The sequence below is a fragment of the Kitasatospora sp. NPDC088346 genome, assembly GCF_044740765.1.
Lineage (GTDB): Bacteria > Actinomycetota > Actinomycetes > Streptomycetales > Streptomycetaceae > Kitasatospora.
In genome coordinates this window covers 78,507-93,523 of sequence record NZ_JBIURH010000024.1, presented here as the reverse complement: position 1 = coordinate 93,523, position 15,017 = coordinate 78,507, and the positions used below count along the sequence as shown (strand labels likewise).

At 71.7% G+C, this 15,017-nt stretch carries 15 protein-coding genes; 4 read left to right on the top strand and 11 right to left on the bottom strand.

From position 1 onward, the window contains the following. Window position 1: 1 nt before the first annotated feature. Together ACIOFR_RS26555 and ACIOFR_RS26550 are read right to left on the bottom strand one after the other, a co-directional pair. Window positions 2-1,252 carry an MFS transporter gene (locus ACIOFR_RS26555; protein WP_401001506.1) on the bottom strand — a complete coding sequence of 417 codons (1,251 nt, stop codon included), beginning with the start codon at window positions 1,250-1,252 and terminating at the stop codon, window positions 2-4. Further along, window positions 1,245-2,537 carry an ATP-grasp domain-containing protein gene (locus ACIOFR_RS26550; protein WP_401001504.1) on the bottom strand — a complete coding sequence of 431 codons (1,293 nt, stop codon included), beginning with the start codon at window positions 2,535-2,537 and terminating at the stop codon, window positions 1,245-1,247. The genes ACIOFR_RS26555 and ACIOFR_RS26550 overlap by 8 nt, the downstream gene beginning before the upstream one ends. Window positions 2,538-2,786: 249 nt before the next feature. Between ACIOFR_RS26550 and ACIOFR_RS26545 the strand changes: the two genes are divergently transcribed. From ACIOFR_RS26545 to ACIOFR_RS26530, 4 genes are read left to right on the top strand one after another with little or no spacing between them, the layout of a single operon-like run. Next, window positions 2,787-3,884 (top strand): fatty acid desaturase, encoded by a 1,098-nt coding sequence (locus ACIOFR_RS26545; protein WP_401001502.1) that lies wholly within the window; start codon window positions 2,787-2,789, stop codon window positions 3,882-3,884. 32 nt (window positions 3,885-3,916) lie between these two features. Beyond that, entirely contained in the window at window positions 3,917-5,047 is a 1,131-nt protein-coding gene (locus tag ACIOFR_RS26540) for an aminotransferase class V-fold PLP-dependent enzyme (RefSeq protein ID WP_401001500.1), read from the top strand. A 20-nt stretch (window positions 5,048-5,067) separates the two neighbouring features. Then, window positions 5,068-6,381: an alanine racemase gene (locus ACIOFR_RS26535; protein WP_401001499.1), complete on the top strand. Its 1,314-nt coding sequence runs from the start codon at window positions 5,068-5,070 to the stop codon at window positions 6,379-6,381. Beyond that, window positions 6,381-6,551, top strand: a complete 171-nt coding sequence (locus ACIOFR_RS26530) for a hypothetical protein (protein ID WP_401001498.1) — start codon at window positions 6,381-6,383, stop codon at window positions 6,549-6,551. Before ACIOFR_RS26535 ends, ACIOFR_RS26530 begins: the two co-directional genes overlap by 1 nt. A 97-nt stretch (window positions 6,552-6,648) precedes the next feature. Here the strand turns inward: ACIOFR_RS26530 and ACIOFR_RS26525 are convergent, their stop codons facing one another. Genes ACIOFR_RS26525 through ACIOFR_RS26485 form a run of 9 tightly spaced genes read right to left on the bottom strand, consistent with a single transcriptional unit; the run spans window position 6,649 to window position 14,796 of the window. Beyond that, window positions 6,649-7,848, bottom strand: coding sequence for an MFS transporter (locus ACIOFR_RS26525; RefSeq protein ID WP_401001497.1), 1,200 nt, complete (start codon window positions 7,846-7,848; stop codon window positions 6,649-6,651). Then, window positions 7,845-8,846 carry a fatty acid desaturase family protein gene (locus ACIOFR_RS26520; protein WP_401001495.1) on the bottom strand — a complete coding sequence of 334 codons (1,002 nt, stop codon included), beginning with the start codon at window positions 8,844-8,846 and terminating at the stop codon, window positions 7,845-7,847. Before ACIOFR_RS26520 ends, ACIOFR_RS26525 begins: the two co-directional genes overlap by 4 nt. After that, a complete protein-coding gene (folE, locus tag ACIOFR_RS26515; RefSeq protein WP_401001493.1) occupies window positions 8,843-9,430 on the bottom strand; it encodes a GTP cyclohydrolase I in 588 nt (195 codons plus the stop codon). The genes ACIOFR_RS26520 and folE overlap by 4 nt, the downstream gene beginning before the upstream one ends. Window positions 9,431-9,435: 5 nt before the next feature. Continuing rightward, the gene (locus ACIOFR_RS26510) at window positions 9,436-10,152 is read right to left on the bottom strand and encodes a 7-carboxy-7-deazaguanine synthase QueE (protein WP_401001492.1); all 717 of its coding nucleotides are present in this window, start codon (window positions 10,150-10,152) and stop codon (window positions 9,436-9,438) included. 3 nt (window positions 10,153-10,155) lie between these two features. After that, window positions 10,156-10,530 carry a 6-pyruvoyl trahydropterin synthase family protein gene (locus tag ACIOFR_RS26505; RefSeq protein WP_401001490.1) on the bottom strand — a complete coding sequence of 125 codons (375 nt, stop codon included), beginning with the start codon at window positions 10,528-10,530 and terminating at the stop codon, window positions 10,156-10,158. Further along, window positions 10,524-11,207, bottom strand: coding sequence for a 7-cyano-7-deazaguanine synthase (locus tag ACIOFR_RS26500; protein ID WP_401001489.1), 684 nt, complete (start codon window positions 11,205-11,207; stop codon window positions 10,524-10,526). The genes ACIOFR_RS26505 and ACIOFR_RS26500 overlap by 7 nt, the downstream gene beginning before the upstream one ends. A gap of 42 nt (window positions 11,208-11,249) precedes the next feature. After that, window positions 11,250-12,509 (bottom strand): ATP-grasp domain-containing protein, encoded by a 1,260-nt coding sequence (locus ACIOFR_RS26495; RefSeq protein WP_401001487.1) that lies wholly within the window; start codon window positions 12,507-12,509, stop codon window positions 11,250-11,252. Between the two features lie 44 nt (window positions 12,510-12,553). Next, entirely contained in the window at window positions 12,554-13,606 is a 1,053-nt protein-coding gene (locus tag ACIOFR_RS26490) for a threonine aldolase family protein (protein WP_401001485.1), read from the bottom strand. Continuing rightward, a complete protein-coding gene (locus ACIOFR_RS26485) occupies window positions 13,603-14,796 on the bottom strand; it encodes an ATP-grasp domain-containing protein (RefSeq protein WP_401001483.1) in 1,194 nt (397 codons plus the stop codon). Before ACIOFR_RS26485 ends, ACIOFR_RS26490 begins: the two co-directional genes overlap by 4 nt. Window positions 14,797-15,017: the final 221 nt, after the last annotated feature.

The following is a 15,017-nucleotide window of genomic DNA, read 5'->3' as shown; positions in this document are numbered from 1 at the left end:
GTCAGTGTCCTTCCTCGGTTCGTACGGGGGTGGTTCGGGCGTGGGCCAGGAGGAGTCCGGCGGCGGCGAGCGTGGCCGCTCCGAGTGCGAGCCAGTACCGGTCGCCCGCGCCGTGGTGGTAGCAGGCCAGGAAGACGGCTCCGCCGGACAGCGATCCGAGGGCCTCGCCGGTGGTCAGCGAGACGCCCTGGAAGTTGGAGGAGGTGATGGGGGAGACGTTGGTGAGGCGGTTGAAGGCGATGCTCACCATCGGGCCGAACAGCATCTCGGCGAAGGCGAACACCGCCACGGCGGCGGCCGCCCCGGCGACCACCGGCAGGCCGACGCCGAGCAGCACGATCCCGGTGCCGAACGCGACCACCGAGAGGGCCAGCAGGGTGAGCGGCGCGGTGCCGGCCCGCAGCCTGCGGTTGGTCAGGAGCGTCACCCCGGACTGGAACAGCACGATGAGGATCGGCGGGCCGCCGAGCAGCACCGCGCGGAGCACCGTGGAGTCGACGGCCAGGGCGACGAAGAGCGCGAACGCGGAGTAGAACTGCCCGTAGGCGAACGCGCCGGCCGCCGTGAGCGCGACCGCCCGCAGACACTGCGGGTCGCGGACCGTACGGATCCGGGCGCGGGCCCCATCGGTGCGCCGCAGCGTGCTCGGCGGTCGCAGCCCGAACGGCAGGCCGACGAGGAGCGTCACGGCGGCGGCCAGGTAGGCGATCGCGACGAACGCGAGCAGCGACCGGTTGTCGCCGCCGACGTAGAGCGCCCCGGCGACGAACGGACCGAGCGAGGCGGCGGCGTTGGTGGCGATCTGCAGGACGCCGTAGACGGTGTTGCGGGCCGGCTCGGCGTCCAGGCTCTCCGCCACCAGGACCCGGACGAGTACACCGTGCACGCTGTTGCCGAATCCGGCCAGGCACAGTGCCGGCAGGACGAGCCAGGGGCGGCCGGTGAAGGCGAGCGCACCGAACCCGGCGCCCGAGCAGACCATGCCGGCCGCCATGGTCACCGCGTACGGCAGTCTCGGCAGCCAGCGGCCGACCGGCAACGAGGACAGGCCCACGCACAGCAGGAACGCGAACATGTGGAACCCGGCGGCCGAGGTGCTGCCTCCGTTGTCCCGGGCCAGCATCACGGCCAGCACCGGCATCAGGGAGAACTTGCCGAACTGGCAGCACAGGTAGTTGAGGCCGAGGGTGCGCCGCAGCGCCGAGCTGCTCAACCCGGCCGTCGTGCGCGGCCGCTGGACGGTCTCAGCCATGGTCGACGGTGTCCGTCCGCCGGTAGCCGACGAGCCGGGAGAGGTCGTTCTCGCGGCTGATCTCCTGGTCGTCACGGGCGCGGTCCGCGGGCTCCGCGGCCGGGCCCGGTGTCACGGTGAAGACCAGCCCCGCCACGCCCGCCGCCGCGTTGGCCGCGGCCTCGGCGGGGGTGGCGCCGGTGGCGATCACGTACGCGGCCCGGTCCCCCGACCAGCGGACCGGCCCGATGTGCCGGCCGGGCTCGTGGAGGATCCGGAGCTCGGTCACGGCCGGATCGGCGACGACCTCGTCCTGCCCGGTCACCGCCACCAGCTCGCCGCAGGGCGCCTCGGCGAACCTGATCGCCGACCCGCGCAGCGCCGGCGGCGGCCCGGGCAGCGGTTCGGCGAGCCCCAGCGCCCAGGCCACACTCAGCGCCTCCATGTCCACCCCGTGGGCGAGGCGCACGAGTTCGTTGATCCGGTCACCGCCCCGACGGCAGTGGCCCTCGACGATCCGGGGGCCGGCGGCGGTCAGCTTCACCTCGACGTGGGACGGCCCGTCGGTCAGGCCGACGGCGTCCAGGAAGTCCCCGACCAGATCGGTCACCGCGGTGACGGCGGCCGCGTCCAGCTCGGCGGGCACGCTGTGTCCGGCCTCCACGAAACCGTCGCCGGTCGACTTGTCGGTGAGCGCCAGCACGACGTGCCGGCCGGCGAAGCTGAACGACTCGACGCTGATCTCGGGTCCGTCGAGGTGCTCCTCCAGCAGGAAGGCGCCGGCCCCGCTGTCGGCGAACCGCCGGGCGATCCCGTCCACCCGGTCCGGCTCGACCAGGACCACCCCGAAGCTGCCGGTCGCCGACACCGGCTTGGCGATGAAGGGGAAGCCGTGCCGGCCGCCGAACGCACGCAGGTCGTCCGCGTCCCGTCCCAGGGCGGCCGCCACCGGACTCACGCCGTGCTCGGCGAGCGCCGTGCGCATGGCCCACTTGTCGGTCACGAGCCGGACCGTCCGGTGGCGCGGACCGCGCAGCCCCAGCCGGTCGTTGAGGGCGGCGAGCGAGAGGAGGGCGTGCTCCTGGATGCTCACCACCGCGTCGAACGGCCGGAACGCGTGCAGATGCACGACGAGGTCGACGAACTCCGGAGCGGTGTAGTCGGCCAGCAGGGTCACGACCGGAGCGGCGGTCTCGTCGGGCCGGACACGGTCGGGACGCTGCGCCCACCACACCTCGGCTCCGAGCGCGAGGGCCGCGTCGACCAGGGTCTGCTGATCGCCCAGGACCAGTACACGAGGCTTCATGGCAAGGACTCTGCCAGAGAGTTGCCACGTGTGGCAATACCCTTAAGTCTGATTGCCAAGATGATGGGAAGTGTGATCCCCTCCAGATGTGCGCCGCATCCCCATCTGCCCCTCCACCGGGGGTATTTGATGAGGTGAAAGCCTGGAAAGATGCTTGGCAAGTGCTTGCCAAGCATGTGCCTGGCTTCTACGCTCGGGGTCTGCTCCGCCTCACCCTCTTCCCGCATCCCCAGGTCCTGGAGAAGAAGAATGACGACGTCCATACAGACCGAGGATCTGAGTCTTGACTTCAACAGGCTCGACCCCGGAGTGCGGAAACAGCTGAGGGCGCTGTGCACCATCGACAACCACCACGCCCCGCTCGCCCTGCTCGGCGACTATCTGCTGGTGGCCGCGTCGATCTACGCGTGCGTCGGCGTCTCCTACTGGCTCTATCCGCTAGCCATCGTGCTCATCGGCTCCACCCAACGAGCCTTCGTCAACCTGCTGCACGAGTCCTCGCACAAGGTCCTCGCCCGCAGCGGACGACTCAACCTCGTCCTCGGCACCGTGTTCTCGGGCTACCTGGTGCTGCACATGTACAACCCCTACCGGAACTCCCACATCGGCTTCCACCACCGGTTCCTCGGCGACCCGGAGAAGGACCCCGACTACCAGTTCCACCAGGAGATCGGCATCTACGACCACCAGGTCTCCGACGCCCGCTTCTTCGCCCGCAACATCGCCTCGGCCCTGCTGGGCCTGCGCACCGCCCAGTACGTCACCTACGTCGTGCGCGACCGCATCCTCTTCAACGAGAACGTCTCGGTGTCGATGCCGATCCGGCAGAGCACCGAGCGGGTCCTGCTGCTCCTGCAGTGGGGAGCGATCGCCGGCGTGTGCGCCTGGCAGGGCTGGCTGCTCCACCTGCTGCTGTTCTGGTTCGTGCCGCTGTTCACCACGGCCGTCGCCATCGGCTGGCTCTCGGAGCTGGCCGAACACTACCCGCTCCCGGAGAGCGAGTCCCGGCAGAAGCTGATGACCCGCAACCGGCACGGCTGGGCCCTCGAACGCTTCCTGCTCGGCCGGCACCACGACAACTACCACCTGGTCCACCACCTCAACACCGGTGTGCCGTTCTGGAACATGAAGCGCGCCCACCACGTCCTGCTCCAGGACCCCGGCTACGCCCGCTGGGACGGCCTGTGGGCCGGCGTCCTCACCCGCTCGCGGGGCCGCGAGAACCAGGAGACGCTGCTCAGCTACGCCTCCAAGTACCGCCGCTGGCGCCGCCTCGGCGGAGACCCCGCGCTGATCGACGACGGCGGCTCCTTCGCCGAGGCCGCCGCGCTCGCCCGCCTCCGGTGACCCGGGCCGGCCCACCGACGAAAGAACCCCCCATGCCCGTGCACCTCAACACCGCCGGCGCCGGCCTGATGCCCGCCGAGGTCGTGGACACCATGAACGCCCACCTCGCGCAGGAGGCCGCCGAGGGCGCGTACGAGACGGAACTGCGCCACGCGGACATCCTGGAGAAGGGCGTCTACGAGGAACTCGCCGCCGTCCTCGACGCACCCGTCGACGACCTGGCCCTCTTCGACAGCGCCACCCGCGCCTGGACCGCCGTCGTGTCCGCCCTGCACCTCACCGACGCCGACCGCGTCTGGATCACCCCGTACGAGTACGCCGGCAACCTCATCCTGTGGACCGAACTGCGCCGGCGCACCGGTCTGCGCATCGAGGTCGTCCCCCTGCTCCCGTCCGGGGACCTCGACCTCGACTGGATGCGCCGCACCATCCGTGAGGACGTGGCCGTCGTCTCCGTCCCGCACGTCCCCTCCGGCTGCGGCATCGTCAACCCGGTGGAGGAGATCGGCCGCATCCTCACCCCGTGGCCCTGCCTGTACCTCGTCGACGCCTGCCAGTCGGTCGGCCAACTCGACGTCTCCGTCCGGCAGATCGGCTGCGACCTGCTCACCGGCGCGGGCCGCAAGTTCCTGTGCGGGCCGCGCGGCACCGGATTCGCCGCCGTCGGACCGCGCCTGCGGGCCGCCGCCGCACCGGTCTTCCACGACCTCCACGCCGCCGACATGACGGCGGCCGACCACTACGAGGTCCACACCGACGGCGCACGGCGCTTCGAGTACGCGGAGCGCTCGGGAGCCGCCGTCCGCGGACTCGACGCGGCGCTGCGCCACCACCGGGCCCGCACGGCCCGGCCCGGGACCGGACACGACGCCCGCGCCGCGGTCCGGGACGCCGTCGCCGCCCTGCCCGGCACCCGGCTGATCGACCCCGGGACGCGGCACGCCTCGATTCTCACCTTCGACTGCGCGCACCTGCCCGCGGCCCGGATCCGCGACGAACTCGCCGCCCACGGCGTCAACGTCTGGGTCGCCCAGGGCAACCACACACCGCTCTACCTGCCAGGACAGGGCGTCGACCACGCAGTGCGCGTCTCACCGCACCACTACACCTCGACGCAGGACACCGAGGTGTTCGCCCGAGCACTACGACACGTGATCCGCTGACGGTCACCCAGGGAGTTCCCATGCCCCACCCTTCCCCCGCCCGACCGATCGACAAGGACGCCGTCCGCGCGCTCGCGTACGAACGCATCGACTGGCGATTCAAAGGACTACCGGTGTCCGCCGCGGGCACCACCGTCGCCGAGCTGGCCGCCCGCCGGCTCAACGTCTTCGACGACGGCTTCCTCGGCCCGATCATGACCATCGACGCCGACGCCCTCGAACACAACGTCGACGTCCTGGCCAAGTGGTGCGCCGAACGCGGCGTCGAGCTCGCCCCGCACGCCAAGACGACCATGGCGCCCCAGCTCTGGGAACGTCAACTGGACGCCGGATCCTGGGGCCTGACCGCCGCCAACACCGCCCAACTCCGCGTCTACCGCGCCTTCGGCATCTCCACCGTCCTCTTCGCCAACGAACTGGTCGACAGTCCGTCGCTGCGCTGGGTCACCGAGGAACTGGACCGCGACCCGACCTTCCGGTTCATCTGCTTCGCCGACTCGCCCGAGGTCGTCGAGCGGATGCACGACGTCCTCACCGCACTGGATCCCGCACCGGCCCGCCCGGTCGAGCTCATCGTCGAGATCGGCCGGACCGGTGGCCGTGCCGGCGCCCGCACCACGGAGGACGCCCTCGCCACCGCCCGCGCCGCCGCCGTGAGCCCCGCACTGCGCCTGGTCGGCGTCGGCGGCTACGAGGGCGTCCTGGTCAACGACCCCTCGCCGTACAGCCTCTGCGTGATCGACGAATTCCTGGACCGGCTCCGCGAGGTCACCACCCTCCTCCACGACGAGAACCTGTTCGAGACCGACACCATCGTGGTCACCGCGGGCGGCAGCTGCTTCTTCGACCAGGTGGCCGACGCCCTCACCCGGCCCTGGAAGCCGGGGATGAACATCCTGCCGGTGCTGCGCAGCGGCTGCTACATCGCCCACGACGACGGCTTCTACCGGTGGATGTCCCCGTTCTCCCGGGACGACGACGCCGAGCGCAGGCTGCGCCCCGCACTGCACGCCTGGGGCCGGGTGACCTCGATGCCCGAACCGGGCCTCGCCCTGGTCACGGCCGGCAAGCGGGACCTGTCGTTCGACGCCTGGCTGCCCGAGCCGCAGGCCGTCCGCCGCGACGACGGGTCGACGCACGAACTGCGCGACTGCGTCGTCAACGCGGTCAACGACCAGCACGCCTTCGTCCGGCTCGCGCCCGGCAACGACGTCCGGATCGGGGACTGGGTCCGCCTCGGCCTCGCGTTCCCGTGCACGGCCTTCGACAAGTGGCAGCTCATCCCGGTGACCCGGGGCGAGACGGTCGTCGACCTCGTCCGCACGTTCTTCTGATGCCCGCCTCCACGGCCCTCGGGACCGGCCGCCGACTGCTCGCGGCGCTGCGCGCGACCCTGTACACCGCCGTGACCGGCCCCGAACGGGCCGGGCCCGCCGACCGCACCGCACCACCGGCACCCTGGCCCGACGGACTCCGACGCCGGGTCAACCAACGGACGCCGTGACCGCACCCCACGAACCGGTCCCGCCCTCCCGCCGCGACCCCCTCGCGAACGGCAGGGCGGGACCACCCGTCGGGGGCGGGATCCGCACAGCGGGTCTCTAGGACAGGGCCTGGCGACGAGCGCTCGGCGGCGCACGACGCGGCGTCGCCGCCGCTGCGGACGCGAAGACGGTGGCGCCGAACGCCATCGCGGCCCAGGCCGCGTGGGCATCCGAGAGGAGGCCGGCGGCGGCGGTTCCCGCCGCGCCGCCGGCGTGCATGAACGCGGTGATCCACGACTGGGTCTCCGCCTGCCCACCGGCCGGTGCCAGGGCGGCGGCGGTGCCGTACAGGGTGGCGAAGGTGGGTGCGAGGCCGACGCCCACCAGGGCGGCGGCCGGGAGGACGACGGTCGGGCCCAGGTGGCTCGCGAAGGCCATCAGGCAGGTCGCGGCGGCGAGCACGGCGAGCGTCACCGCCAGGGTGATCGTGTTCGACAGGCGGTGGGGAAGCCCGCTCATGACCAGTCCGCCCGCGACGCTGCCGACGGCCATCACGCTCAGCAGGACCCCGCCGAGCGCGGCGCTGCCGTGTTCGGCTCCCCACGAGGGGAAGGCCACTTCGATCGCGCGGACGCCGGTGAAGAACAGCAGAGCGCAGGCGAGCACCCGGCGCAGGCCGTGGTGGGAGAGCGGACGCCGCGCCCGCCCGCCTCGCTCCACTGGCCCGGCGGGGGCGGGGAGATGAACGGAGCGGGCGGTCAGCAGCGTCGCCACGGCCGTGAGCACCGCAGCGGTGGCAACGCCCGCCCACGGCGCGATCGCCGTGTGCACCGCGGAGGCCACCAGCGGACCCGCGATGAACCCGACGTCGGTGAGCGTGGCGTCGAAGGACATCATGTTCGGTCGCAGGGCCGGCGGTGCGAGCGAGCGCAGCGTCATGCGGGTGGCGATACCGACGGGCGGCGCGGTGACGGCCGCCGCCAGGGCACCCAGCACGGTGATCGTCAGCGGCCCGTGCCGGTGCTCGTTGCCGATGACGCCGACCAGGCACGCCAGGTACAGCGCCAGGGCGGCGTGCAGGACGGGACGGTAGCCGTGCCGGTCGGCGAGGAATCCGCGCACCGGTGCGGCCAGCCCGCCCGCCGCCGACGCCGCCGACACGATGCCGGCCTCCCCGACCGTCCGGTAGTGGGCGACGGTCAGCAGGAGGGACAGCGAGAAGACGCCGGACTGCAGTTTGGCGACGGCGGCGACCGCGGCGGTGGACGGGAAGCCCGGAAGCGTGGACAGGCTCCGGTAGACGGCCAGCCCTTTCACGCGGCCCTGCCCGGACGCGCCGCACTGGCGGGGGCGAGGACCGCTGTCCTGGTGCGGATGCGGGCCGCGAAGGCGGGGTCCTCGGCCATGAGCCGGCGGTGGACCCGCGCGAGCCGGTGGTGCGGTATCCCGGGCCACATGTGGTGCACGGTGTGGTACCCGTCGGCGTGCGGGTGGAAGAGGAGACGTTGAAGCCGGCCGGTGTTGGTGACCGTGGCGTCGAAGACCGTGGTGCTGTCGGTGTAGACGTGCTCGTCGGCTTCGGAGACGAACCGCAGGGCGGGCAGAACCAGCAGGAGCGCCGTCAGCCAGACCACGCCTGCGGTGATCCCCGTGCGGGTGCCCGCCACCAGGCAGGTGGGGACGGTGACGACGCACACCGACCAGACCGACGGCCCGAGCAGCGCGGTGGCGTCGGAGCGCAACTCCTTGAGCCAGCCGTACTGGTAGCGCGGCAGCCGCACGACGAGCTCGCGGGCGAAGTGCGGCAGCGTGCCGCGGGTGATGTCCTCGATGCGTAGCTCCTCGTAGCGTCGGCGGTCCGGGTCGTCCAGGGCACCGAACCGGCTGTGGTGGCGCAGGTGCGAGTCGCGGTAGGAGCGGAGGCGCTGCCCGACGGGCAGCGCCGCCAGCACGTAGGCGAGCAGGTCGTTGGCGCGGCGGTGGTGGCGGCTCCAGTTGTAATGGGAGCCCTCGTGAACGAGGTTCTCCACGGCTCGTTGCTGCCGCGCGATGCCCGCCAGGGCCACGACGGTCACCGGCGCGGCGATGGCCGGGGGCAGCGCGGTCCAGGCCCGCGCCGCCCCCACGGCAAGGCCGATGGCCACGAGGTGGTCGATCGCGGCGCAGGCGGTGGTGCGCCACAGGCTGGTGCGGTGGGCCGCCTTGATGGCCTCGCGGAGCTGGGCGGGCGCGGTGTAGCCCTTCTTGTACGGCCGGTACGGATCGGCCGACGGGGGAGCCGGGTCGCCCCCGGCCGGTCCGTGCGGGGATGTCAACGGGCCACTCGCTGCAGGAGGGCCAGCAGTTCGGTGCGCTCCGGCCCGTCCTTCTCGAACACACCCTTCAGGAGGGAGGAGGTCATCAGCGAGCCGGTCCTGATGCCCCGCATCGTCATGCACAGGTGCTCGCCGCTTCCGACGACCGCGACGTCGGGCGAGCCGACGGTCTTCTCGATCTCGTCGGCGATGTCGGCGACCAGGCGCTCCTGGAGCTGGAGTCTGTGCGCGTGCTTGTGCGCTATGCGGGCGAACTTGGACAGGCCGAGGATGTCGTTGCGGGCGCGGTAGGCGACGGCGAGGGTGCAGGTGAACGGCAGCAGGTGGTGTTCGCACAGGCTCCACACCTGCATGCCGGAGACGATGACCGTCTGGCCGCTGCTGACGCTCTCGAAGGTGGTGTCGACGGTCCCGGGGTCGTACTGGGTGAACTCGCGCCACCAGCGGGCGTAGCGGCGTGGGGTGTCCCTCAGCCCGTCACGATCGGGGTTCTCGCCGATCTCGGTCAGCAGCTCGCGGGCGAGGTCCTCCAGCGGATCCGCGGCAGCCGGCGCAGGCGCCTTCGCGGACGTGATGTCGGTCATTGAGGTCAGACTCCTCGTTTGTCGTCCCAGATGAGGACATGAAGACGGGTGGAGAGATTCCAGCCCCGGCGGATCGTTTCGGCCGCCAGGTTCCGGAGGTGGGTGTTGACGTCGGCCGCCCGGGTGCCCTCGGGCATGATCCACACGGAGGTCAGGTCGAAGGACGACTGGAGCGCGGAGACCTCGTCCAGGTCCCCCGTGGTGCGGCAGACGAACTTGAACGCGACGTCCTGGGTGTCGTTGAGCTTCTTGATGGCCGCAGGGACGATGCGCCGCTCGTACGGGTCGCGGGAGTGGGCGAGTTTCGGGGAGACGTTGAACCGCACACCCGCGTCCACCACCCGGTCGAGCGGGGCGACGGTGCCGTTGGTCTCGATTTCGACCTGGACGCCCTCGTCCCGGAGAGCGGTGAGGACCGGAAGCAACCCGGCCTGCTGGCTGAGGGGTTCACCGCCGGAGACGACCAGCAGGCGGGTGCGCAGCCGCAGGATCTCCCCGATGACGTCGTCGACATCGCGTGTGGTCAGCTCGACGCGCGGATCGTAGGCGGTGCCGGAGTCGCCGATGCCCTTCCAGTCCCAGGTGTACGGGGTGTCGCACCAGCGGCAGGACAGGTTGCAGCCCCCCAGACGCAGAAAGCTGCAGCGCCGGCCGGCCGACGGCCCTTCTCCCTGGACGGTGGGGCCGAAGATCTCGTTCACGACGAGACGCGGACGCGTCACGGCTCACTCCCCGGCCGCGGGCGCGTAGCGGGCCCACGTCTTCGGCGTCTCGGAGACCCGCACCCCGCTCAGCTCCGGCAGCTCTTCCTTCCAGGTGTCATGGATCCACCTGGCCAGGTTCTCCGCCGACGGATTCCGGTCGAGGATCACGTCGTTGAGGTGACGGTGGTCGAGCGTGACGTCGACCCACCTCTTGAAGGTGGCCAGATCCCCGTAGTCCCGGACGAACCCGGCCTGCGTCAGGTGGTCCGGATGGGCGCTGAGTTCGAGGACGAGAACGTAGTTGTGGCCGTGCAGGCGGGCGCACTGGTGACCTTCGGGAAGACCGTCCAGGCGGTGGCTCGCGGAGAAGTGGAATTCCTTGGTGATCGTCAGCATCGTTCCTGCTCCTTGCTGTAGTCGGTGGGGTCCTCGACCCCGGCGGCGGCGAATTCCTTGCGGCGGTCCTGGCAGGCCGCGCACACGCCGCAGTGCTTCGTACGGCCCTTGAAGCAGCTCCACGTCTCGGTGAAGTCGACGCCCAGCTCCTGCCCGAGGAGAATGACCTCCCTCTTGGGCATGGTGATGAACGGGGCTTCCACCACGAGTGAGGGCGGCGCCAGCCCGGCGGTGGCGATCCGCTCCATCGTGTTGAAGGCGTCGAGGAACGCGGCCGAGCTGTCGGGGGCGGTGGCGTCGTCGCCGGCCACGGCACCGACCGCGACCGCGTCCGCCTTCACCGCGGCGGCGTGGGCGAAGGCGATGGCGAAGAGGATGACGTTGCGGTTGGGGACGACGTTGACGCTGCCGGTCTCGGTGTACGACCGGTCGGGCACGTCGACCTGCCGGTCGGTCAGGGAGTATCCGGGCAGGACGGTGGCGAGGTTGCGCACGTCGACGACGTGGTGGGTGGAGCCCGTGCGGCGGGCGGCGAGGGCCGCGTAGTCGTGTTCGTTGCGGTGGCGTTGGCCGTAGTCGATGGAGAGCAGGTGCAGCTGGTGTCCCTGCCGGCGAAGGTGGTGGGCGAGGACGACCGAGTCGAGTCCGCCGGAGACGACGGCGACGATTCGTTTCATCACGGGTCCTTTCGTGCAGTGGTGATCGTCCGGGGTGAGGGGTCAGTCCTGCGGCTCCGCCAGCGGCGTGCCGCAGACGCGTGCGCTGTTCCCGGCGGCGTCCAGGGCGCCCGTGCAGGCCTCCTCGCTGTCGGCGGTGGCGACGGCGTACCCGTAGCGGCTGCGAGAGGCGTGGCCCCCGGGGGGAAGCCTCAGCGGCGTGCCCGGCGCGACGACGCACTCGACGCGGTGCACGGCGGCGGGCAGAGCGCCGGTGTCGAACTCGACCCGCGTCACCTGCATGTCGTGCGGCGGGTAGAGCATCCGGATCGCGGCGACCGGCGCGACGGGCGCATCCGCGGTCCGGTCCGGTCGGCGTCCGGCGGCCAGGTCGGCCGCGGCGAGCGCGAGGTCGCGGCCGGTCGCGAGGTGAACGAGGTAGGGGATGAGGTCACCACCGAGGCGTGCGTTCACCTCGACGATCTTCGGACCGTCCGCGGTGAGCCGGATCTCGGTGTGCGTGGCGATGTGGTCGAGTCCGAGCGCGGCGTGGGCCGTGGTCAGCAGCCGGAGGATGCCGGGATCGGCCATCAGCTCGTCGCCGGCGCTGACGGTGTGGCCGGTCTCCTCGAACCACGGTGCGAAGCCGATGTGCTTGCGGGCCAGGCCCCACGGGGTGACCTCGCCGCCCCGGCAGACGGAGTCGACGGAGATCTCCGGCCCGCTCAGGTACTCCTCGACCAGCACCCCTCCGCGTGCGTGGCGGGTGTGCTCCCCGAAGGTGGCACGGGCCGCGGTGGCGTAGTGGTCGGCCAGCTCACCCGGCCCACCCGCCCGGGCGACGCCGTTGCTGCCCGCGAGCGAGCGGGGCTTGACCACCACGGGGTACCCGATGTCCGCGGCGGCGTCCTGTGCCTCCGCCAGGCTGGACACGGCTGCGCAGCGCGGCTGCGGGCACCCGGCGGCCTCAAGGCGCTCGCGGCCCAGGGACTTGTCCCGACAGGCGGTCACCGCCTCGGGCGCGGCGGACGGCAGCGACAGCGCCCGGGCGATGTGGGCCGCCGTGACCACGCTCAGCTCGTCGTAGCACAGCACCCCCGTGACGCGGGTGCGGCGGGCCACGGATGTCGCGGCGGCCTCCGCCGCGGCGGCGTCGAGGAGGTCCACCGGGCTGTGACCGGCGAGGTAGCCACGCTCCCAGGAGGGTGCCCTCGGGGACAGCAGCCACAGGCGGTAGTGACGGGAGACCGATCGCAGGATGTACTCCCTGAAGGGCCGGGAGCCGCTTCCGATCAGCAGCAGGGTGTCTCGGGCAGGTTCCACGGTGAGGTTTCCTCCGACGTGTCGCGTGGTGGTACCGGTGTCGGTCAGCGCGTGCTCGCCGCGCGGAGCGTGTCCGTGACGGCCGCGGTGGCATCGGCTGCCGCCCGCACGTCCGCGGTGGTGATGTGCAGGTGCGTGACGAACCGCAGCCGATGGGCCCCAACGGGCATGGCCAGAACGGACTTGTCCGCGAGCGCCTCGGCGAGCCCGGCGGCCGTGATGCCGCTCCGCGCGGTGTCGACGATCACCATGTTGGTGTCGACCGGCCCCTCGACGTCCAACAGGCCCTGGCGGGCCAGCCGTTCGGCGAGCAGCCGTGCCGCGGCGTGGTCGTCCTGGAGCCGGGCGATGTTGTGCCTGAGGGCGAAGAGTGCCGCGGCGGCCAGGTGCCCGCTCTGGTGGAGGGCTCCGCCGTAGGACTTGCGGTAGTACCGTGCCTGGTCCATCAGCTCGGCGTCGCCGGCCAGCACACTCCCGACGGGGGCGCCGAGCCCTTTGGCGAAGCAGACCGAGATCGTGTCCGCCGTCGTCCCGTAACTCTCCAGCGGCGTACGGGAGGCGACGGAGGCGTTGAAGAGCCTGGCGCCGTCCAGATGGACTCTCATGCCCCTGCCGCGAGCGTGCCGGAACAGCGTCTGCAACAGGCCCAGCGGCACCACCCGGCCGGCGCGGTGGTTGACGGTGTTCTCCAAGGCCAGCAGTGCGGGGCGCGCGTACCTCGGGTCGCGCGCCTTGGCGTCGATGGCCCTGTCGATGTCGCCGGGTGTCAGCATCCCCGTGCCGGTGTCCACCGGATGGAGGCAGACGCCCGCGAGATCCGCGCTGGGGGCGCTCTCGTAGGTGTTGACGTGGTACGAGGCGTCCAGGATGACGTCATCACCAGGCCGGGTGTGCAGCCTGAGGGCGATCTGGTTGCTCATGGTGCCCGTCGGCACGAAGACCGCGGCCTGCTTGCCGAGGAGCGCGGCGCAGTGCTCCTCCAGCTCGTTCGTGGCGGCGTCCTCGCCGAAGTTGTCGTCCCCCAGCCGTACGGAGACCATCGCCTGCACCATCTCCGGGCTCGGACGGGTGAGCGTGTCGCTGCGCAGGTCGATCAACGCGGACCGCCCTCGTCCGGCCGGATGACCAGCCGGACCGTGTCCCGGACCTGCTGCAACAGCTCGATGACGCCCGCGGGGGTGGCGGCCGCCACCCAGACGCCGACGGGGATGTTCCTCGTGCTGTCGGTGACCGGCACATGGTCGCCCGGCCGGTAGACGGACAGCACCTTGTCCACCCCGGGCATGCGGCGCACGGCCTCCAGCCCTTCGATGCGGGTGAGGGTTCCCGCCGGGCCGTCGTTGCGGATGGCGCTGGCCCCGCAGAACCTGCGGAAGGCGACCGGGGTGGCCACACAGGCCGGCTGCTTGCCGAGATAGCAGTCCAGGGCCTGCTCGAACGGGTCCAGGTCGCTGTGGTTCAGCCACTGGTCGGTCATCGGCCCGCCGGGCAGCCGGGTACCGATCTCCATCAGATGGACCCCGTCCGGCGCGGCCTTGACCTCGGTGTGCGTGGGGCCGAGACGGATGTCGAACGCCTCCAGCACCCGCAGCACGTAGGAGGTGACCTTCTCCCAGTCCGGATCGTCCGGTGAGATCTGGGCGGACTCCCAGTAGGGGAAGTCGTAGTCCTGCGGGCCGGGCTGCCGGTACTCCCACACGTCCACCACCCGGTGCCGCCCGCCGTGGCTGAAGCAGTTCACGGCGAACTCCCGGCCCCGGACGTACTGTTCGACCAGCCACTGCGTCACCGTGCTGCCGAACAGATCCCGCTGGTGCAGCCCGGACCGCCGGAGCCCGGCCGCCGCCTCCGGCGAGGGGACCAGCCGTGTTCCGTGGGAGCCGCCGCCGGTGGTGTGCTTGCAGATCGCCGGGAAGCCGACGGACGCCGCAGCCGCGGGGATCCGCTCCGGGTCCGCGACCACCTCGAATCGCGGGATGCGCAGCCCGTGCTTCTCGGCGTGGCGGCGCATCGCGGCCTTGTCCCGCCGCGGGAGCGCGAGTTCGCTCCCGTTGCCCGGCACGCCCAGCAGGTCGGCGAGCAGGTCCGCGAGACGCACCGCCGAGTCCATCGCCGGGACCACCGCCACGACCTCGACGCCGAGCGATGTCACTTCGTCGAATATCCGGTGGTGATCGGAGCCGTAGACACTGGCCGCGTCCCCGTCCGCGTGGTCGGGCCAGCGTTCGGCGATGACGTCCTGCGCCACCGTGTACACCGACACGACCGCCATGCCTCTCTTCAGCACCTCCGGCTTGTACTGTGCGCCGGTGCGAACCGGATCCAGAAGCAGGACTGCTCTTTCACGGGGCCGCTGAAGCGGCATACGTGTACCTCCGCAGGAATGGGCAATTCCGAAACACCTCGACATCCACCAGGGGGGATCGGGTGCTACGACGACGACCTGGCCGACCCTGACAAGCCCGCCGCGGCTGCGGCGTTCGTCGGGCGACCGTGCACTGGATGACC